This window comes from Streptomyces sp. NPDC048484 (assembly GCF_040651415.1).
Classification (GTDB): Bacteria; Actinomycetota; Actinomycetes; order Streptomycetales; family Streptomycetaceae; genus Streptomyces.
Map to the genome: position 1 here is coordinate 161,608 of NZ_JBEZJY010000008.1, position 18,344 is coordinate 179,951.

At 69.5% G+C, this 18,344-nt stretch carries 16 protein-coding genes and 1 pseudogene; 11 read left to right on the forward strand and 6 right to left on the reverse strand.

Annotated elements, in window-relative coordinates; genetic code table 11:
* Window positions 1-234 precede the first annotated feature (234 nt).
* On the reverse strand, window positions 235-1,632 hold the full coding sequence (locus AB0D14_RS10760; RefSeq protein WP_362776875.1) for an aspartate aminotransferase family protein: 1,398 nt from the start codon (window positions 1,630-1,632) through the stop codon (window positions 235-237).
* Window positions 1,617-2,150 carry an Lrp/AsnC family transcriptional regulator gene (locus AB0D14_RS10765; protein WP_362776877.1) on the reverse strand — a complete coding sequence of 178 codons (534 nt, stop codon included), beginning with the start codon at window positions 2,148-2,150 and terminating at the stop codon, window positions 1,617-1,619. Before AB0D14_RS10765 ends, AB0D14_RS10760 begins: the two co-directional genes overlap by 16 nt.
* A 251-nt stretch (window positions 2,151-2,401) precedes the next feature.
* Here AB0D14_RS10765 and AB0D14_RS10770 point away from each other — a divergent pair, with 251 nt between their 5' ends.
* The 3 genes from AB0D14_RS10770 (at window position 2,402) to AB0D14_RS10780 (ending at window position 5,954) form a co-directional block, all read left to right on the forward strand.
* Window positions 2,402-3,838, forward strand: coding sequence for a gamma-aminobutyraldehyde dehydrogenase (locus AB0D14_RS10770; RefSeq protein WP_362776879.1), 1,437 nt, complete (start codon window positions 2,402-2,404; stop codon window positions 3,836-3,838).
* A 556-nt stretch (window positions 3,839-4,394) separates the two neighbouring features.
* A complete protein-coding gene (locus tag AB0D14_RS10775; RefSeq protein WP_362776881.1) occupies window positions 4,395-5,321 on the forward strand; it encodes an SGNH/GDSL hydrolase family protein in 927 nt (308 codons plus the stop codon).
* A 36-nt stretch (window positions 5,322-5,357) separates the two neighbouring features.
* Window positions 5,358-5,954 carry a PadR family transcriptional regulator gene (locus tag AB0D14_RS10780; protein WP_362776883.1) on the forward strand — a complete coding sequence of 199 codons (597 nt, stop codon included), beginning with the start codon at window positions 5,358-5,360 and terminating at the stop codon, window positions 5,952-5,954.
* A 20-nt stretch (window positions 5,955-5,974) separates the two neighbouring features.
* Here AB0D14_RS10780 and AB0D14_RS10785 read toward each other — a convergent pair whose 3' ends face one another.
* Together AB0D14_RS10785 and AB0D14_RS10790 are read right to left on the reverse strand one after the other, a co-directional pair.
* Complete coding sequence (locus AB0D14_RS10785; RefSeq protein ID WP_362776884.1) at window positions 5,975-6,652, reverse strand: glycerophosphodiester phosphodiesterase; 678 nt, start codon at window positions 6,650-6,652, stop codon at window positions 5,975-5,977.
* Between the two features lie 25 nt (window positions 6,653-6,677).
* A pseudogene (locus AB0D14_RS10790) lies at window positions 6,678-7,761 on the reverse strand (adenosine deaminase).
* 561 nt (window positions 7,762-8,322) lie between these two features.
* Here AB0D14_RS10790 and AB0D14_RS10795 point away from each other — a divergent pair.
* Window positions 8,323-8,772: a DUF4190 domain-containing protein gene (locus AB0D14_RS10795; protein WP_362776885.1), complete on the forward strand. Its 450-nt coding sequence runs from the start codon at window positions 8,323-8,325 to the stop codon at window positions 8,770-8,772.
* A 62-nt stretch (window positions 8,773-8,834) separates the two neighbouring features.
* On the opposite strand, the gene AB0D14_RS10800 is transcribed toward AB0D14_RS10795, so the two are convergent.
* The gene (locus AB0D14_RS10800; protein ID WP_362776887.1) at window positions 8,835-9,404 is read right to left on the reverse strand and encodes an NADAR family protein; all 570 of its coding nucleotides are present in this window, start codon (window positions 9,402-9,404) and stop codon (window positions 8,835-8,837) included.
* Between the two features lie 207 nt (window positions 9,405-9,611).
* On the opposite strand from AB0D14_RS10800, the gene AB0D14_RS10805 reads away from it, so the two are divergent.
* The 7 genes from AB0D14_RS10805 (at window position 9,612) to AB0D14_RS10835 (ending at window position 17,526) form a co-directional block, all read left to right on the forward strand.
* Complete coding sequence (locus tag AB0D14_RS10805; protein WP_362776888.1) at window positions 9,612-11,132, forward strand: gamma-aminobutyraldehyde dehydrogenase; 1,521 nt, start codon at window positions 9,612-9,614, stop codon at window positions 11,130-11,132.
* A gap of 62 nt (window positions 11,133-11,194) precedes the next feature.
* Window positions 11,195-12,439 (forward strand): spermidine/putrescine ABC transporter substrate-binding protein, encoded by a 1,245-nt coding sequence (locus tag AB0D14_RS10810; RefSeq protein WP_362776890.1) that lies wholly within the window; start codon window positions 11,195-11,197, stop codon window positions 12,437-12,439.
* Window positions 12,436-13,650, forward strand: coding sequence for an ABC transporter ATP-binding protein (locus AB0D14_RS10815; protein ID WP_362776893.1), 1,215 nt, complete (start codon window positions 12,436-12,438; stop codon window positions 13,648-13,650). Before AB0D14_RS10810 ends, AB0D14_RS10815 begins: the two co-directional genes overlap by 4 nt.
* Complete coding sequence (locus AB0D14_RS10820; protein ID WP_362776896.1) at window positions 13,650-14,579, forward strand: ABC transporter permease; 930 nt, start codon at window positions 13,650-13,652, stop codon at window positions 14,577-14,579. Before AB0D14_RS10815 ends, AB0D14_RS10820 begins: the two co-directional genes overlap by 1 nt.
* On the forward strand, window positions 14,580-15,380 hold the full coding sequence (locus AB0D14_RS10825) for an ABC transporter permease (RefSeq protein ID WP_362776898.1): 801 nt from the start codon (window positions 14,580-14,582) through the stop codon (window positions 15,378-15,380).
* 74 nt (window positions 15,381-15,454) lie between these two features.
* Complete coding sequence (locus AB0D14_RS10830; protein ID WP_362777044.1) at window positions 15,455-16,891, forward strand: FAD-dependent oxidoreductase; 1,437 nt, start codon at window positions 15,455-15,457, stop codon at window positions 16,889-16,891.
* A gap of 182 nt (window positions 16,892-17,073) precedes the next feature.
* A complete protein-coding gene (locus AB0D14_RS10835) occupies window positions 17,074-17,526 on the forward strand; it encodes a hypothetical protein (RefSeq protein WP_362776900.1) in 453 nt (150 codons plus the stop codon).
* 10 nt (window positions 17,527-17,536) lie between these two features.
* Here the strand turns inward: AB0D14_RS10835 and AB0D14_RS10840 are convergent, their stop codons facing one another.
* Window positions 17,537-18,253, reverse strand: coding sequence for a phosphatase PAP2 family protein (locus tag AB0D14_RS10840; RefSeq protein ID WP_362776902.1), 717 nt, complete (start codon window positions 18,251-18,253; stop codon window positions 17,537-17,539).
* Between the last annotated feature and the right edge of the window lie 91 nt (window positions 18,254-18,344).

An 18,344-nucleotide genomic window follows, 5' to 3' on the forward strand; every position in this document is an offset into this window, starting at 1 on the left:
CTGCCCGAGCGGCCTCGGAAGGTCGCACGGTCCCCCGGCCCGGGGGAACGAAGGCAGGGCCGATCGGTCACTGGGCACGCTAGGGAGTCGGGGCCCGGAGGCCGGACAGCACGCGGCCCCGGGGCGTCCATTCTCACTCGAACGGGCGCCACCGGGGCCGGTGTTGATCACAGCTTCAGCGCATCGGCGCCGGACGGGGCCGAGCCGGGCGGGCCCAGCGGGACCGAGCCGGAATCACAGCTTCGTCCAGGCCTCCGTCAGCACCTGGCGGACGATCCCCTCGATCTCGTCGAACGTCGACTGGTCGGAGATCAGCGCCGGTGACAGCTGGATGACCGGGTCGCCGCGGTCGTCGGCGCGACAGTAGAGGCCGTATTCGAAGAGCTTCTTGGAGACGAAGCCGTAGAGCACGCGCTCCGACTCCTCGTCCGTGAAGGTCTCCTTGGTGGCCTTGTCCTTCACCAGCTCGATGCCGTAGAAGAAGCCGTTGCCGCGGACGTCACCGACGATCGGCAGGTCGTGCAGCTTCTGCAGGGTGGACAGGAACGCGCCCTCGTTGTCCAGGACGTGCTGGTTGAGGTTCTCGCGCTCGAAGATGTCGAGGTTCGCGAGGCCCACGGCCGCCGACACCGGGTGACCGCCGAAGGTGTAGCCGTGCAGGAAGGTGTTGTCGCCCTGGTAGAACGGCTCGGCGAGCCGGTCCGAGATGATGCAGGCGCCGATCGGGGAGTAGCCGGAGGTCATGCCCTTGGCACAGGTGATCATGTCCGGTACGTAGTCGAACTTGTCGCAGGCGAACATCGTGCCGAGCCGGCCGAAGGCGCAGATGACCTCGTCCGACACGAGCAGCACGTCGTACTGGTCGCAGATCTCACGTACTCGCTGGAAGTAGCCGGGCGGCGGCGGGAAGCAGCCGCCGGCGTTCTGCACGGGCTCCAGGAAGACCGCGGCGACCGTCTCCGGGCCCTCGAAGAGGATCTCCTGCTCGATCTGGTCGGCGGCCCAGCGGCCGAAGACCTCGGGGTCGACGCCGGACCCGTTGTCGAGGAACGAGGGAGCGCGGTAGATGTTGGTGTTCGGGACCTTGTGGGCGCCGGGGACCAGCGGCTCGAACGGGGCCTTCAGGGCGGGCAGACCGGTGATGGACAGGGCACCTTGCGGGGTGCCGTGGTAGGCGACCGCGCGCGAGATGACCTTGTACTTGGTCGGCTTGCCCTGCAGCTTGAAGTACTGCTTGGCGAGCTTCCAGGCGGTCTCGACGGCCTCGCCGCCGCCCGTGGTGAAGAAGACCTTGTTCAGGTCGCCCGGAGCGTGGTGCGCGAGGCGCTCGGCCAGCTCGACGGCCTTCGGGTGGGCGTACGACCAGATCGGGAAGAAGGCCAGTTCCTTGGCCTGCCGGGCGGCGGTCTCGGCCAGCTCGGCACGGCCGTGGCCCGCCTGGACCACGAAGAGCCCGGCCAGACCGTCGAGGTAGCGCTTGCCCTTGTCGTCGTAGATGTACGTGCCCTCGCCACGGACGATCGTGGGGACGGGCGCGTTCTCGTACGAGGACATGCGGGTGAAGTGCATCCACAGGTGGTCGTACGCGGTGCGGCTGAGGTCCTTGGCAGTCACGGCTATCGGGTTCCCCACATGTAGGTCTGCTTCTTGAGCTTCAGATAGACGAAGCTCTCGGTGGAGCGCACGCCGGGCAGGATCCGGATGCGTTTGTTGATGACGTCCAGCAGGTGGTCGTCGTCCTCGCAGACGATCTCGGCGAGGATGTCGAAGGAGCCCGCGGTCATCACCACGTACTCGACTTCCGACATGGCGCTCAGTGCGTCCGCGACCGGATCGAGGTCGCCGTCGATGTTGATGCCCACCATCGCCTGCCTGCGGAAGCCCACCGTGAGCGGGTCCGTGACGGCGACGATCTGCATCACGCCCTGGTCGAGCAGCTTCTGGACGCGCTGGCGCACGGCGGCCTCGGAGAGGCCCACGGCCTTGCCGATCGCGGCGTACGGACGGCGTCCGTCCTCCTGGAGCTGCTCGACGATGGCGAGGGAGACGGCATCCAGCTGGGGAGTGCCGTTCCTGGACTCGCGGGCGTCCCGGGAGTCCCGGGATTCCTTGGGGTCTGCGCTTCGACTGGCCACGAGGTCACTGTGCATGAGGGCTCGACAGTTCCGCAAGGTTTGATCGATGAAATTCGTTGTCTACGTGTACTCAGTCTGCGGATTTCGCAGCTCTGGGGGTGGCGGGGGTGTTGAAAACGTCGGAGCGAGGATTAGGGTGGGCGTCGAGGCGTCTCAGCAAGTGGACACGTGGCCACGTGGGGCGTAGGACAGCCGTGGAACAGCAGTAGGACAGCCGTAGAAGAGCCGTAGAAGAGCCGTAGGACATCCGACAGGAGGGCCGGGCAGTGAGTACCGAGCTGCGTCGTCTGCGCAATTACATCGCCGGAGAGTTCCGCGATGCCGCCGATGGACGGACCACGGACGTGGTCAACCCCGCGACGGGCGAGGCGTACGCCACCGCGCCCCTGTCCGGACAGGCCGACGTCGATGCCGCGATGGAGGCCGCGGCCGCGGCCTTCCCCGCCTGGCGCGACCAGATCCCCGCCGAGCGCCAGAGGGCCCTCCTCAAGATCGCGGACGCCTTCGAGGAGCGCGCCGAGGAACTCATCGCCGCCGAGGTGGAGAACACGGGGAAGCCCATCGGTCTGACCCGGTCCGAGGAAATCCCGCCCATGGTCGACCAGATCCGCTTCTTCGCGGGCGCGGCGCGCATGCTGGAGGGCCGGTCCGCCGGTGAGTACATGGAGGGCCTGACCTCGATCGTCCGCCGTGAGCCGATCGGTGTCTGCGCACAGGTCGCACCGTGGAACTACCCGATGATGATGGCCGTGTGGAAGTTCGCCCCGGCGCTCGCCGCGGGCAACACGGTCGTGCTCAAGCCGTCCGACACCACCCCCGCCTCCACGGTCCTGATCGCCGAGATCATCGGCTCGATCGTTCCGGAGGGCGTCTTCAACGTCATCTGCGGCGACCGTGACACCGGCCGCCTGATGGTCGAGCACAAGACGCCCGCCATGGCGTCGATCACCGGTTCCGTACGGGCGGGCATCTCCGTCGCCGAGTCCGCGGCCAAGGACGTCAAGCGGGTCCACCTGGAGCTCGGCGGCAAGGCACCCGTCGTGGTCTTCGAGGACACCGACCTCGCCAAGGCCGTCGAGGACATCTCGGTGGCGGGCTTCTTCAACGCAGGCCAGGACTGTACGGCCGCCACGCGCGTCCTCGTCCAGGAGGCCATCCACGACGAGTTCGTGGCCGCACTCGCCAAGGCCGCCGCCGACACCAAGACCGGCATGCCGGACGATGAGGACGTGCTGTACGGGCCGCTCAACAACCCGAACCAGCTCAAGCAGGTCAGCGGCTTCATCGAGCGCCTCCCCGCACACGCCAGGGTCGAGGCGGGCGGCCACCGGGTCGGCGAGAAGGGCTACTTCTACGCCCCGACCGTCGTCTCCGGCCTGAAGCAGGACGACGAGATCGTCCAGCACGAGGTCTTCGGCCCGGTCATCACCGTCCAGTCCTTCACGGACGAGGCCGAGGCCGTCGAGTACGCGAACGGCGTCGAGTACGCCCTGGCCTCCTCCGTCTGGACCAAGGACCACGCGCGCGCCATGCGCATGTCCAAGGTCCTCGACTTCGGCTGCGTGTGGATCAACACGCACATCCCGCTGGTCGCGGAGATGCCGCACGGCGGCTTCAAGAAGTCCGGCTACGGCAAGGACCTGTCGGGATACGGGTTCGACGACTACACGCGGATCAAGCACATCATGACGTCACTGGGCTGAGCAGTTGGTACGCGGTACGCGGGAGCGGGGGCGCGGGCCCGGGCGGAGGCTGGTTCGCCCGGGGCCGTGCGATGTTCGCCGCCGGCGAGGTGCGGGCGGCCCGCAGCCGAGCACGGGCTCGACAGCGGAACGTGGGTCGGCTGCTGAAGACGAGTCCCGCGACGCTCGACTCCGTGTCGCCGTCGTCGCGCTAGGTACATAACGGGCATCGCTCACGGGCACGGCCCGGTCCGACCGCCAGGCCAGGTCACGCGCGACGCCCTCGCCGGTGACGCGCCGGCCTGGTGGTAGCGGACTGTCGGCGGTCTTCGTGGTCTTCGCGGCGTTCACGGCTTTCACTGCCAACGGTTGTACCTGGGACGGCTGTTGGGCCTGCCAGTTCAGGTGGGCCCGCCAGGGCCGTGAGCGCGGCCACGGCGCTGACCCCTGTGTGAGGGGTCCGGTTCAAGGGACTCCTCTTGCCTTCCTCCCTCTTGCCTTCCTCCTCGCCCTGCCCTTGTCATACACAACAATGTGAATAGGGTATTAGTGGTCTATGGCGAAAGGTGGTCACTCCGTGTCCGACAGTGGATATCTGCGGTACGTCGCCCTTGGGGACAGCCAGACCGAAGGAGTCGGTGACGGCGACGACGTGCGCGGGCTGCGTGGGTGTGCCGACCGTTTGGCCGAGGAGCTCGTGAAGGGATGTCCGGACGTCCTGTACGCCAATCTCGCCGTCCGCGGGCGGCTGGCCGGGCAGGTGCGTGCCGAGCAGCTCGCGCCGGCCCTCGCGCTGCGGCCCGACCTGGCCACCGTGGTCGCCGGGATGAACGACCTGCTGCGGCCCCGTTTCGACGCGGACGAGGTGGCCGGCCACCTGGAGGCGATGTTCGCCGCTCTGACCGGACAGGGCGCCCGCGTCGCGACGGTCACCTTTCCCGACGTCGGCCGGATCACCCCGCTGGCCCGGCCGATCGGCTCCCGGGTGCTCGCCCTCAACGCCCGCATCCGGGAGGCGGCCGGACGCCACGGAGTGTTCATCGCCGACATGTCCGCCCACGCAGTGGTGACGGACCCCCGGCTGTGGAGCCCGGACCGGCTGCACGCGAGCCCGCTGGGTCACGCGCGTATCGCCGCCGCGGTCGCGCACGCGGTCGGCCTGCCGGGCTGCGACGACACCTGGACACAGCCCTTGCCCCTCGGCGCGCAGGCGCCCGCGGGTCCGGGACCGCGGGGCGTCGGGGCGGAACTGCGCTGGGTCGGCGGCTTCCTGGGGCCCTGGCTCCTGCGGCGCGTCCGGGGCCGCTCCTCGGGCGACGGCCGGCAGGCCAAGCGGCCGACCCTGCTCCCGCCCGTCCTCTTTCCACCCGCCGCGGCCCCCGCACCCGCCCTCCCTGCCGCACCCGCGCCCCCCGGCGCACCCGCCACCCCCGCCGCGGTCGCGGTCGCCCACCCGGACCGGCCGGGCAGCGACAAGCGGGGCGATAGTCGCGCCTTTGACTAATCAACTGACTAACCAACACGGTGTTAGCTTGGGCCCATGGCGTTGCGCAACGCGGTGATGGCCGCGCTTCTGGAGGGTGAGGCATCCGGGTACGACCTCGCGAAGGGCTTCGAGGCCTCGGTCGCCAACTTCTGGATGGCCACTCCGCAGCAGCTCTACCGGGAGTTGGAGCGCATGGAGGGCGACGGGCTCGTCTCCGCCCGTGTCGTCCAGCAGGAGCGCCGGCCCAACAAACGGCTCTTCTCGCTCACCGAGGCCGGACGGCACGTCCTGCGCGCGTACGTCGCCGAGGGCCCCGCGAAGCCGTTGGCCATCAGGGACGAGCTGATGGTCAAGGTCCAGTGCGTCGACATCGGGGACACCGACGACATCGAGGCCGTACGGGCCGCCGTCGCCGAGCGCGTCGAGCGGGCCACCGCAAAACTCGCCCGCTACCAGCGCATGCAGGAACGGATGCTGGCCGGACGCACCGAGGACGAGTACCTCATCACTGCCGACCGGGTCGGCCCCTACCTCACCCTCCAGGGCGGCATGGCTCTGGAACGGGCGAACCTCCAGTGGGGCGAAACCGTCCTGAAGCGCCTCGCGCAGCGCGTCGCGGCACTCGACAGCCAGGCCCGCGCCCACAGCTGACCGGCCGGAGCGGTTGAACCTCAGGACAGGGAGCGCAGCGTGTCGACGCGGTTCGTCGTGATCGAGTCGACGCCCGCGTCGAGGAGCCGTCGCATGGACCGCCGGGTGTCGGGCGTCCACACCGAGACCAGGTACCCGTCTCGGTGGACCCGGGTGACGAGGTCGCGGCTAGCGAGCCCGAAGCGGTAGTTGAGCCACCGCGGCCGCACCGCGTCGAGCAGCGCGGGCCGGGGCGGTGCCAGGCTCGTCCAGGTGAGGGCGATCTCCGCGGAAGGGTCCGCCGCGCGGACCGCGAGCATGGTGGCGGCGCCCGCGCAGTAGTACACGCGCTCCTCGGCGCCCAGGTCGCGGATGACGCCGACGATCCGGCGGACGGCGCGCGCGTCCGCCGGACCCGGCATGTCGACCATGAACCGGCCCTCGTCCGTCGACTTGAGAGCCTCCTCAAGCGTGGGGATCCCGCCCGAGGTCAGCCCCCGCACCTCGTCGGCGGAGAGCGACCGCAGCGGCCGGTCCCGCCCCCACAGTCGCTTCAGCGTGTCGTCGTGCAGCAGCACGGGCACGCCGTCGTGGGTCAGCCGGACGTCGATCTCGACGGCGTCCGCGCCCCTTTCGAGCGCGGAACGCAGTGAGTCGACCGTGTTCTCACGGACGCGGTAGGGGTCGCCGCGATGGGCCACGGCAGTCACGGTACGCATCGGCCCATTGTGCTGGTGTGCCGGCTCAGGGCGCGAGCCATCCAGCGGTGTACGTGTCGATCTCCGCGGCGAGTGCCGTCTTGCCGGGGCCGTCCAGGAAGGAGACCTCGACGGCGTTCTTGGCGAGCGCGGCGAGGCCCCGCTCGTCGAGGTCGAGGAGGCGGGCGGCCACCGCGTACTCGTTGTTGAGGTCGGTGCCGAACATCGGCGGGTCGTCGGAGTTGACGGTGACGACGAAGCCGGCCCGTACGAACTCCTTCAAGGGGTGCTCGTCGAGGGTGCGGACCGCGCGGGTGGCGATGTTGGAGGTGGGGCAGACCTCCAGTGGGATCCGGTGCTCGGCGAGGTGCGCGAGCAGCTTCGGGTCCCGGACGGAGCTCGTGCCGTGGCCGATGCGCTCGGCCCGCAGGTCCGTCACCGCGTCCCAGACGGTCTCAGGACCTGTCGTCTCACCCGCGTGCGGTACGGAGTGCAGGCCGGCCGCGATCGCACGGTCGAAGTACGGCTTGAACTGCGGCCGGGGCACGCCGATCTCGGGCCCGCCGAGCCCGAAGGAGACCAGGCCCTCCGGGCGGAGCTTGTCGGTGGTGGCGAGCCGGACCGTCTCCTCGGCGGATTCGAGACCTGCCTCGCCCGGGATGTCGAAGCACCACCGCAGGACGGTCCCGAAGTCCGCCTCGGCGGACGTGCGGGCGTCCTCGATCGCGTCCATGAAGGCGTCCTCGTCGATACCGCGACGGGTCGACGAGAACGGCGTGATCGTCAGCTCGGCGTAGCGGATCTGCTGCCGGGCCATGTCACGGGCGACCTCGTAGGTGAGGAGGCGTACGTCCTCGGGCGTGCGGATGAGGTCGACGACGGACAGGTACACGTCGATGAAGTGCGCGAAGTCCGTGAACGTGAAGTAGTCGACCAGAGCCTCGGGGTCCGTCGGCACTTTGGAGTCGGGGTGGCGGGCGGCCAGTTCGGAGACGATGCGCGGGGAGGCCGAGCCGACGTGGTGGACGTGGAGTTCGGCCTTGGGCAGGCCGGCGATGAAGGAGTGCAGGTCGGTCAAGGGTTCCTCCCCAGGAACGGCGCCGGGCCGGTGTCCGGCCGGCGCGGGTGATCGGCTGATCGGTGGTTCAGGGATCATCGTAGGCCGGGGCCCGCGCGGGGGAGGTTTGGGCCGTAGCATGACTCCACGTACGACAGAGGGGACTCCGCGCATGTCCGAGGACGCGCAGATACCGGATGCGCCGGGTGACGAGCCGCAGGACCGTCGCCCAGCGGATGCCGCGGACGCCGCAGATGTCGCGGACGCCGTTCCGGGGGCGAAGGTGCCGCTGGGCAAGACCTCTGCCGTCCCTGCTATCCCTGATGCCCCTGCCGTCCCTGACCCCCCTGCTGAACTGAACCCCTGGGCCGCGCCGACGGAGCATGCCAGGGCGACACCACCCGCGCCCTCGCCCTCTCCCTCGGTGTACGACCAGCAGGCTGTCGCCCCTTATCCCGGGCCGCCCTATCCGTTTCCGTATCCGTATCCGTATCCGTATCCGTATCCGTATGGTCCTGCGCCCGGCATGGCTCAGGGGCAGACTCCGGGGCCGGGCCCATGGGCTCATCCGTTCGCGCCTCCGGGTGCCTCGGCCGTTCCGCCGCCGCCCATCGCGCCGGGAGGACCGGGGCAGATGCCGTACGGGTACGGGTATGAGGGCGGGCACAGAGGCGGGTACGGGCATCCGGCCTACCCCGGCCACGGCAACCACGGGCCCGCCCACGCCTACGGAAGCGCTCCCGGCGGCCCCGGCTACGGCTGGCCCGCGATGCCCAGCAACGGACTGGGCACCGCGTCGCTCGTGCTCGGGATCATCGCGGCGGTCGGGTTCTGTCTGTGGCCGGTGGCTCTCGCCTGCGGCATCCTCGCGCTGATCTTCGGTGGGATCGGGCAGGGCAGGGTCCGGCGCGGCGAAGCCACGAATTCGGGGCAGGTGCTGGCGGGGATCATCTGTGGGGCGGTCGGTCTCGCGCTGGCCATTGCCGTCGCGGTGCTGTTCTTGGTGATGCCCGAGGATTCTGGGAGCGGTGACTCGGGCACGGGCGGGGACGGTTTCAGTACATCGCTGACGGTTGCCGGCTGACCAGCCCGCGCACCAGCCCCCGCACCGGCCCTCACCGGCCCACGGGGTTCGACGCGCCGTCGTCAGGTGGACCGTAGACGGTCCCGGGCCTCCATCAGGGCGAAGCCCAGTAGGTTCGGGCCCTGCCAGCGGTCGGGGTCGAAGGCCCGTTCGTCGTCCGCGGCCAGTCCGATGCCCCACACACGGTCCACGGGGCTGGCCTCGACCAGCACCCGCTCACCCGTGCCCAGCAGGAACGCGCTCAGCTCGCCGTCCGAGGCGAACTTGCGCACGCTCCCCTCGGCCACGATCCCGAACCGCTCCCGCTCCCACACGGCCTCGTCGAACCCCCGGACCATACGGCCGGCCTTCTTCGCGAGCGCGGGGTTCGGCGCGTCCAGCGCCCGCCGCTCCGCCTCCGCGTCGCCGAAGCGCCGCGCCTTGTGCGCCATCATCCAGTGCTCGGCCGTCCGGTACTCCACCCCGTCCGCCGTGAACGGCGACGGCCACCACTGGCTCAGACAGCTCGCCCCGATCCGTCCGTCCGTACGCGGCCGATGCCCCCAGAAGTGCAGGTACTTGACTCTCGCCCCCGCCCGCACCGCGCTGATCAGCGCGTCCCGAGACGCGATCCGCAATTCGATCTCCCCCATGCCCGCGAGTGTGGCACGCACCACTGACAATCCGTCCCGTCTTTTCCCGGGCGCCTCGACACCTGGTCGACAGATTCCGTCGCGTAACCAAAAGGCAACAACGGAATCACTTGTTGGAGCACCATTGCTCTGTCAGGATCGGCACTCAAATCGAGCTGGAGCTACGCCGACCCCCGGGTTACGGGGAGTGCGGCGGAGGAGAGCTACATGCACAATCCGGGCCATCGCTTCCAGGCGCAGGACCATTTCGCGGACGGCGCGCAGTACATCGACGGCCGGCTGACCAAGGGCACGTCCGGCCGGAACCACGTGGTCGTCGACCCCGCGACCGGCGACGGGATCTACACGTACCAGCTGGCGAGCACCGTTGACGTGGACGCGGCGGTCGAAGCCGCGCGGGGGGCGTTCCCCGGCTGGTCGGGCGCCACCCCCGGTGAGCGCTCCGACGCCATGCACCGCTTCGCCGCGGTACTCGCCGACCGTGCCGAGGAGTTCGCGCGGGTGGAGTCCCTCCAGTGCGGCAAGCCCCTCAAGCTGACCCGGGAGTTCGACGTCCCGGGCACGATCGACAACACCGCCTACTTCGCCGGCGCGGCCCGCCACCTCCAGGGCCAGTCCGCAGGCGAGTACTCGGGCGACCACACCTCGTACGTACGCCGTGAGCCCATCGGTGTGGTCGGCTCCATCGCCCCCTGGAACTACCCCCTCCAGATGGCGGCCTGGAAGGTCCTCCCGGCGATCGCCGCGGGCAACACCATCGTCCTCAAGCCCGCCGAGGTCACCCCGCTCACCTCCCTGCTGTTCGCCGAGGCAGCGACCCAGGCGGGCATCCCGGACGGTGTCGTCAACATCGTCACGGGCGCGGGCCGGGAGGCGGGCGAGCACCTGGTCGGTCACCCCGACGTCGTCATGACCTCCTTCACCGGCTCCACCGCCGTCGGCAAGCGCGTCGCGGAGATCGCCACCTCCACGGTCAAGCGCCTCCACCTGGAACTCGGCGGCAAAGCCCCCTTCGTGGTCTTCGACGACGCGGACCTGGAGGCCGCCGTGCACGGCGCGGTGGCGGGCGCGCTCATCAACACGGGCCAGGACTGCACGGCCGCCACGCGCGCGTACGTCCAAAGGCCCCTCTACGAAGAGTTCGTTTCGAGGACCGCGGCCCTCATGGACACCGTCCGGCTCGGTGATCCGTTCGCGCCGGACACCGACCTCGGGCCGCTCATCTCGTTCGCCCAGCGCGACCGCGTCGCCGGGTTCGTCGACCGGGCGCGTTCCTACGCGCGCGTGGTCACCGGTGGCGAGATCCCGCGGAACCTGGAACACGGTGCGTACTACCGGCCCACACTCGTGGCCGACGCCGCGCAGGACAGCGAGATCGTGCAGAGCGAGATCTTCGGCCCGGTCCTGGTGGTGGTGCCCTTCGACAGCGACGACGAAGGCATCCGGCTCGCCAACGACACCCCGTACGGTCTCGCCGCCTCCGCGTGGAGCCGTGACGTGTACCGGGCGAACCGGGCCACGCGCGAGATCAAGGCGGGCTGTGTGTGGGTCAACGACCACATCCCGATCATCAGCGAGATGCCCCACGGCGGGTACCGGGCGTCCGGCTTCGGCAAGGACATGTCCTCGTACTCGTTCGAGGAGTACACACAGATCAAGCACGTCATGTTCGACAACACCGCGGTGGCCAGGAAGGACTGGCACCGCACGATCTTCGGGGACCGGTAGTCATCACCGGCCGTCATCACCGGCCCGGACCGGGCCGACCCTCCCGAAAGGGCACCACGAGCATGGAGCAGTACGAGCCCGATCGCCTGTCCCCGGCCCGACTGGCCGCCATGCGGCGCAGCCTCCGCAGCGGCAGGGCCTCCCTCACCCGCCGTTCGCTGCTGCGCGCCTCGACGGGCGGCGCACTCGCCCTGGGCGGGCTCGGGACGCTGAGCGCCTGCGGGATCCCCGCGGCGAAGAACACCGCGGGCGTCTCGTCCGAGGACCACTCGGCCAAGGAGAAGCGGATCAGCTTCTCCAACTGGACCGAGTACATGGACGTCGACGACAGCGAGAAGCGCCACCCCACGCTCGACGCGTTCACCGAACGCACCGGCATCAAGGTCAAGTACACCGAGGACATCAACGACAACGTCGAGTTCTTCGGGAAGCTCAAGCCGCAGCTCGCGGCGGGCCAGGACACCGGGCGCGACCTCATCTGTGTCACCGACTGGCTGGCCGCGCGGCTGATCCGCTTCGGCTGGGTGCAGAAGCTGGACGCGTCCAACCTGCCGCATGCCTACGCCAACCTCTCCCAGCAGTTCCGAACCCCCGACTGGGACCCGGGACGCTCGTACTCGTATCCCTGGACCGGTATCTCCACCGTCATCGCCTACAACAAGAAGGCGCTGGACGGCGTGGAGGTGAAGTCGCTCTCCGACATGCTCGACAACCCCAAGCTCAAGGGGCGCATCGGCCTGCTGTCCGAGATGCGCGACAGCATGGGCATGACGCTGCTCGACCTGGGCAAGGACCCGGCGAAGTTCACGGACGACGACTTCGACGCGGCGATCGCCCGTCTCCAGAAGGCCGTCGACAAGGGCCAGATACGCCGCTTCACCGGCAACGACTACACGTCCGACCTCACCAAGGGCGACCTGGCGGCCTGTGTCGCCTGGGCCGGCGACGTCGTCCAGCTCAAGGCGGACAGTCCGGACGTCGACTTCGTCATCCCGGACAGCGGTTATCTGACATCCACGGACAACCTGCTGGTCCCCGGCAAAGCACGGCACAAGACCAACGCCGAGCGGCTCATCGACTACTACTACGAGCCCGGTCCGGCCGCACAGCTGGCCGCGTACATCAACTACGTCTGTCCCGTCGACGGGGTGAAGCCCGAACTGGCGAAGATCGACAAGGCGGCGGCGGACAATCCGCTGATCATTCCCGATGCCGCCATGGCGGCCAAGTCGCACTCCTTCCGCTCCCTGAGCACCAAGGAAGAGACGGCCTACGAAGAGAAGTTCGCCAAGCTGACGGGGGCGTGATCGCCGTGACCACGAAGAACAGCACGAAGAACAGCACGAAGAGCAGTACAGACACCGGCGGCGACGTCCGTCTTTCGGGAATCAGTAAGACCTACGGCTCCTTCACCGCCGTCCAGCCGCTCGATCTGACCGTGCCCCAGGGCTCGTTCTTCGCCCTTCTGGGAGCGTCGGGCTGCGGCAAGACCACCACCCTGCGGATGATCGCCGGCCTGGAAGACCCTTCCTCCGGCACCGTCGCCCTCGGCGACCAGGACGTGACGAACCTGCCCCCTTACCGGCGTCCGGTGAACACGGTCTTCCAGTCGTACGCCCTCTTCCCACACCTCGACATCTTCGAGAACGTCGCCTTCGGTCTGCGCCGGCGCGGCATCAAGTCGGTGAAGAAGAGCGTCGTGGACATGCTCGACCTGGTCCAGCTCGGCGAGCAGGTCCGCAAGAAGCCCCACCAGCTCTCCGGCGGCCAGCAACAGCGCGTCGCCGTGGCCCGCGCGCTGATCAACGCCCCCAAGGTGCTCCTCCTCGACGAGCCCCTCGGCGCCCTCGACCTCAAGCTGCGCCGTCAGATGCAACTGGAGCTCAAGCGCATCCAGACCGAGGTCGGCATCACCTTCATCCATGTCACGCACGACCAGGAGGAGGCCATGACGATGGCCGACACGGTCGCCGTGATGAACGCGGGCCGCGTCGAACAGCTCGGCTCGCCCGCCGACCTCTACGAGAACCCGAACACCACGTTCGTCGCCAACTTCCTCGGCACCTCCAACCTCATCGAGGCCGAGGTCGACACCAGGAGCGGCGAGGACATCGTCCTCAAGGCGGGCGGCGGCAAGCTCATCCTGCCGAAGTCGCGCTGTTCCGCGCCCACGACGACCGGCGGCAAGGTGCTGGTGGGCGTGCGCCCCGAGAAGATCGCCCTCACGCACGCAGACGAGGCGGGCGAGATCCCGGCGGGCCGCAACCGCATCACCGGCACGATCGCCGACTCCAGTTTCATCGGCGTCTCCACGCAGTACGTCATCGACAGCCCGGTCTGCCCGGAGTTCGAGGTCTACGCCCAGAACATCGACCGCGACGCACGGCTCGTGCCCGGCGCCGAGGTGGTCCTGCACTGGAACCCGGCGCACACCTTCGGCCTGGACGCCGCCCAGGCTGTATCTGCTGGGAAAACGGGCGACGCCGGCGTCGAAACGGTCGAGGAGGAGGCGGCCTGATGACGACCGTCACCGACGCGCCACCCCTGGCGCCGACGCCCGGGCCGAAGGAGCGCCCGCCCAGGAAACGGGGCCGCCTCACCCCGTACTGGCTGCTGCTCCCCGGCATTCTCTGGCTGGTCGTCTTCTTCGCCCTGCCGATGGTCTACCAGGCCTCCACGTCCGTGCAGACGGGCTCCCTGGAGGAGGGCTACAAGGTCACCTGGCACTTCGCGACCTACTGGGACGCGGTGGCCGACTACTGGCCGCAGTTCCTGCGTTCCATCGGCTACGCCGGCACCGCCACGATCCTGTGCCTGCTGCTCGGCTACCCGCTCGCGTATCTGATCGCGTTCCGCGCGGGCCGCTGGCGCAACCTGATCCTGATCCTGGTCATCGCGCCGTTCTTCACCAGCTTCCTGATCCGTACGCTCGCCTGGAAGACGATCCTCGCGGACGGCGGCCCGGTCGTCGGCGCCCTCAACTCGCTGCACGTCCTGGACGTCACGAGCTGGCTCGGCATCACCGCGGGCGACCGTGTGCTGGCCACGCCGCTCGCGGTGGTCTGCGGTCTCACGTACAACTTCCTGCCGTTCATGATCCTGCCGCTCTACACCTCACTCGAACGCATCGACGGACGGCTGCACGAGGCGGCGGGCGACCTGTACGCGAAGCCCTTCACGACCTTCCGCAAGGTGACGTTCCCGCTGTCGATGCCCGGTGTCGTCTCCGGGACGCTGCTCACGTTCATCCCGGCGAGCGGCGACTACGTGAACGCCGACCTGCTCGGCTCCACCGACACCCGCATGGTCGGAAACGTCATCCAGACGCAGTTCCTGCGCATCCTCGACTATCCGACGGCCGCGGCCCTCTCCTTCATTCTCATGGCGGGGATTCTCGCCGTCGTCACGCTCTACATTCGCAAGTCCGGGACGGAGGATCTGGTTTAGATGGCCGTCCTACGCTGGCTGAAGCGTCACCTCGTCGTCATCGCGGGTCTGCTGACCCTCGGCTATCTGCTGCTGCCAAACATCGTCGTCACGGTGTTCTCCTTCAACAATCCGAAGGGGCGCTTCAACTACGAATGGCAGCAGTTCTCCACGGACGCCTGGACCGATCCCTGCGGGGTCGTCGATCTGTGCGGCTCGCTCTCGCTGAGTCTGCAGATCGCCGCCTGGGCGACGCTGGGCGCCACCGCCCTGGGCACGATGATCGCCTTCGCACTGGTCCGCTACCGTTTCCGCGCGCGCGGCGCCGTGAACTCGCTGATCTTCCTGCCGATGGCGATGCCCGAGGTCGTCATGGCCGCCTCGCTGCTCACGCTCTTCCTCAACCTGGGCGCTCAGCTGGGCTTCTGGACGATCCTGATCGCCCACATCATGTTCTGTCTGAGCTTCGTGGTCACCGCCGTCAAGGCACGCGTGATGTCGATGGACCCGCGCCTGGAGCAGGCCGCGCAGGACCTGTACGCGGGTCCCGTGCAGACGTTCGTACGCGTCACGCTGCCCATCGCCGCGCCCGGGATCGCCGCGGGAGCGCTGCTCGCCTTCGCGCTCTCCTTCGACGATTTCATCATCACCAATTTCAACGCCGGCTCGACGGTCACGTTCCCCATGTTCGTCTGGGGTTCGGCGCAGCGCGGAACACCCGTCCAGATCAACGTCATCGGCACGGCCATGTTCCTCGTCGCCGTACTGTTCGTGCTGGCCGGAATGGTCATAGGGAATCGCCGCAACCGCCAAAAGGTATAACCGCAACCTTCCTGTGGGGAGTTGAAATCATGGCCCCGAGCGCCATGAGCCGGAACAAGAACAGCAAGAGCAGCATGAGCAGTAAGAACGGCAAGAACAGCAAGAACGGCAAGAACTGGGCGAAGTCCCTTTCCGAGGCCCAGCCGGTCCCGTACTGGCTGGACGACCCCGGAAAGCCCCGCCCCGAGCCCGCGCTCACCACCGCCGAGACCTGTGACCTGCTCGTCGTCGGCGGCGGCTACAGCGGACTGTGGACCGCGCTCCTCGCCAAGGAGCGCGACCCGGGGCGGGAGGTCGTCCTGGTCGAGGGCCGCGAGGTGGGCTGGGCCGCCTCGGGCCGCAACGGCGGTTTCTGCGCCGCCTCCCTCACCCACGGCCTGGCCAATGGCCTGACCCGCTGGCCCGACGAGATCCACCGGCTGGCGGAGCTGGGCGCCCGCAACCTCGACGGCATCGAGGCGACCGTCGCCCGCTACGCCCTCGACTGCGACTTCGAGCGCACCGGCGAGATCGACGTGGCCACCGAGCCGTACCAGGCGGCCGAACTGCGCGAGTGGTACGAGGAGTTGCGGTGGCGGGGGCTGGCCGAAGGCGTCGCATACCTGGACGCCGGAGCCGTACGGGAACAGGTGGACTCGCCGACCTTCCTCGCGGGCCTGTACGACCGCCGGGGCGTCGCCATGCTGCACCCCGCCAAACTCGCCTGGGGACTCAAGCGCGTCTGCGTCGAGCTGGGTGTCCGCGTGTACGAGAACACACCCGCGCTCACCCTGAAGCCGTACGGAGCCGCGATGGCCGTACGCACCCCGTACGGCAGTGTGCGGGCCCGCCGGGTCGCCCTCGGCACCAACATCTTCCCGAACCTGGTCAAGCGGGTGTGCCCGTACACCGTCCCGGTCTACGACTACGCGCTGATGACTGAGCCGCTGACCGCCGGGCAGCTCGCCTCGATCGGCTGGAAGAACCGGCAGGGCCTCGGGGACTCGGCGAACCAGTTCCACTACTTCCGGCTGTCCGCCGACCACCAGATCCTGTGGGGCGGCTACGACGCGGTCTACCCGTACGGCGGCCGGGTGCGCGCCGAGTACGACGACCGGCCGGACACGTACGCGAAGCTCGCCGAACACTTCTTCACCTGCTTCCCGCAGCTGGAGGGGGTCCGTTTCACCCACGCGTGGGGCGGCGCGATCGACACGTGCTCCCGTTTCTCGGCCTTCTTCGGCACGGCACACCGGGGGCGGGTCGCCTACGCGGCGGGCTACACGGGCCTCGGCGTCGGGGCGACCCGGTTCGGCGCGGACGTGATGCTCGACCTGCTGGCTGGGGAAGCCACCGAGCGTACGTCCCTTGAGATGGTCCGCAGGAAGCCGATGCCCTTCCCGCCGGAGCCGTTCGCGTGGACGGGCATCGCGCTCACCAAGTGGTCGCTCGCCCGCGCGGACGCACACGGCGGCCGGCGCAATCTGTGGCTGCGGACCATGGACCGGGTGGGGCTCGGCTTCGACAGCTGAGCCGGACACGTCACCTTTCATGGGGCCCGTCGTCTCATGGGGCCCGCCGTCACCTTTCGACGGATTCGACGGACCTGTGGCAAATCCGTGGCGGGAAGCCGCGTAATGCCGGGCCCGAACCTCCCTCTCCCCTCTGACGCGACCAGCGTCGACCCGAGAGCACGAGAGAGGGAGGTTCCGCCATGACAGGGGCCAAGACGGCGGTCGAGTGGCTGGCATCCGTGGCACCGGATCCCGACGCCTGCCGCTGGGAATGGGAGCGCAACCCGATGGGGATCGCGCTGCTGCCGGCGGGCAGGGCCTGGGACGTGCTCATCCTGCCGGGCCGGCTGGGCTGGCCGACGCTCGACGTGCTGACCCGTGTGCTCGACCAGCCGGGCCCGGTGCTCGCCGACTTCGGCGACGCGCGGACGGGTTTCTTCGTCCCGCCGGGGACGGCCGCACGCTGGCTCGGCACGGGGGTGCGCTCAGCGGGACGCGGTACGTGGATCGTGGTGCCCTATCCCGGGCGGTCGACCGGCGGGGTCCGCTGGCTGGTCCCCCCGGACGGTTCCGGCACGCTCACCGACCCGACGCTGCTGGAACTGGCCATGCACGAGGCGGCGGCGGGTCTGGCGACCGATGACCGCGGATGACGGACCGCCGCTACGCCGGACGGGCGGTCGGGCTGCCGCGGGTCAGGAACAGCGAGAGGCCCAGCAGCAGCACGGCGCTCAGGCACCAGCTCCCCGCCACATCCAGTGGCCAGTGGTAGCCGCGGCGGATCAGGCCGAAGCTCACCGATGCCACCAGGACCAGGCAGGCGATGGTGAGTTCGCGGCGGAGGTAGCGGTTGTGGAGCCAGGGGAGCAGGAGGAGGACGGCGGCTCCATAGGCGACGGCGGCCGTGGCGGTGTGGCCCGAGGGGTAGTAGCCGTCGCCCGCCGCACCGGGCGGGCCGGTGCGGCCGACGGCTTCCTTCAGCGGGACGACCAGGACCGGTACGGCGGCCATGGTGATCAGGGCCCCGAGCGGCGGGAACCACCAGCGGGGCAGGCCCGCGCGCAGGGCGCGCCACGAGACGTACGCGGCGACCGCGAGCAGGACCGGGAGGGCGACCATGAGGTTGCCGAGGTCCGCGAGGAACTCGGCGGCGCCCTCCGGGAGGCGGCTGCCCGCGATGGCCCCGGCGAGGCGCTCGTCGGCGCGGCGCAGCGGGGTGTCGAGGGCGGCCTGCCAGGTGAGGAAGGCGAAGAGGAGGACGAGTGGACCCAGGGCCAGGGCCGGCCGCACCCGAGCGGGGGGCCGCCCTGCGCCGGGAGCGGCAGGCCGTGGTTGTGGCGGGGGTGGGGGCGGGTCCTGCTGCTCCGGGGCGGTGGGCATGACACCCAGCGTGGCAGGAACGGCCGGCCGCGCCCACGAGAGGGTGTCCGTATGTGTCTCCGGATACGCCGAAGGGCTTGCACCAGGGGGG

Bases quoted from the DNA above. Each gene is read 5' to 3' on its own strand.
- AB0D14_RS10765 (WP_362776877.1), bottom strand. From the start codon at position 2,150: ATGCACAGTGACCTCGTGGCCAGTCGAAGCGCAGACCCCAAGGAATCC.
- AB0D14_RS10780 (WP_362776883.1), top strand. From the start codon at position 5,358: ATGGCGTTGCGCAACGCGGTGATGGCCGCGCTTCTGGAGGGTGAGGCA.
- AB0D14_RS10785 (WP_362776884.1), bottom strand. From the start codon at position 6,652: ATGCGTACCGTGACTGCCGTGGCCCATCGCGGCGACCCCTACCGCGTC.
- AB0D14_RS10795 (WP_362776885.1), top strand. From the start codon at position 8,323: ATGCCGTACGGGTACGGGTATGAGGGCGGGCACAGAGGCGGGTACGGG.
- AB0D14_RS10800 (WP_362776887.1), bottom strand. From the start codon at position 9,404: ATGGGGGAGATCGAATTGCGGATCGCGTCTCGGGACGCGCTGATCAGC.
- AB0D14_RS10805 (WP_362776888.1), top strand. From the start codon at position 9,612: ATGCACAATCCGGGCCATCGCTTCCAGGCGCAGGACCATTTCGCGGAC.
- AB0D14_RS10810 (WP_362776890.1), top strand. From the start codon at position 11,195: ATGGAGCAGTACGAGCCCGATCGCCTGTCCCCGGCCCGACTGGCCGCC.
- AB0D14_RS10820 (WP_362776896.1), top strand. From the start codon at position 13,650: ATGACGACCGTCACCGACGCGCCACCCCTGGCGCCGACGCCCGGGCCG.
- AB0D14_RS10825 (WP_362776898.1), top strand. From the start codon at position 14,580: ATGGCCGTCCTACGCTGGCTGAAGCGTCACCTCGTCGTCATCGCGGGT.
- AB0D14_RS10830 (WP_362777044.1), top strand. From the start codon at position 15,455: ATGAGCAGTAAGAACGGCAAGAACAGCAAGAACGGCAAGAACTGGGCG.
- AB0D14_RS10835 (WP_362776900.1), top strand. From the start codon at position 17,074: ATGACAGGGGCCAAGACGGCGGTCGAGTGGCTGGCATCCGTGGCACCG.
- AB0D14_RS10840 (WP_362776902.1), bottom strand. From the start codon at position 18,253: ATGCCCACCGCCCCGGAGCAGCAGGACCCGCCCCCACCCCCGCCACAA.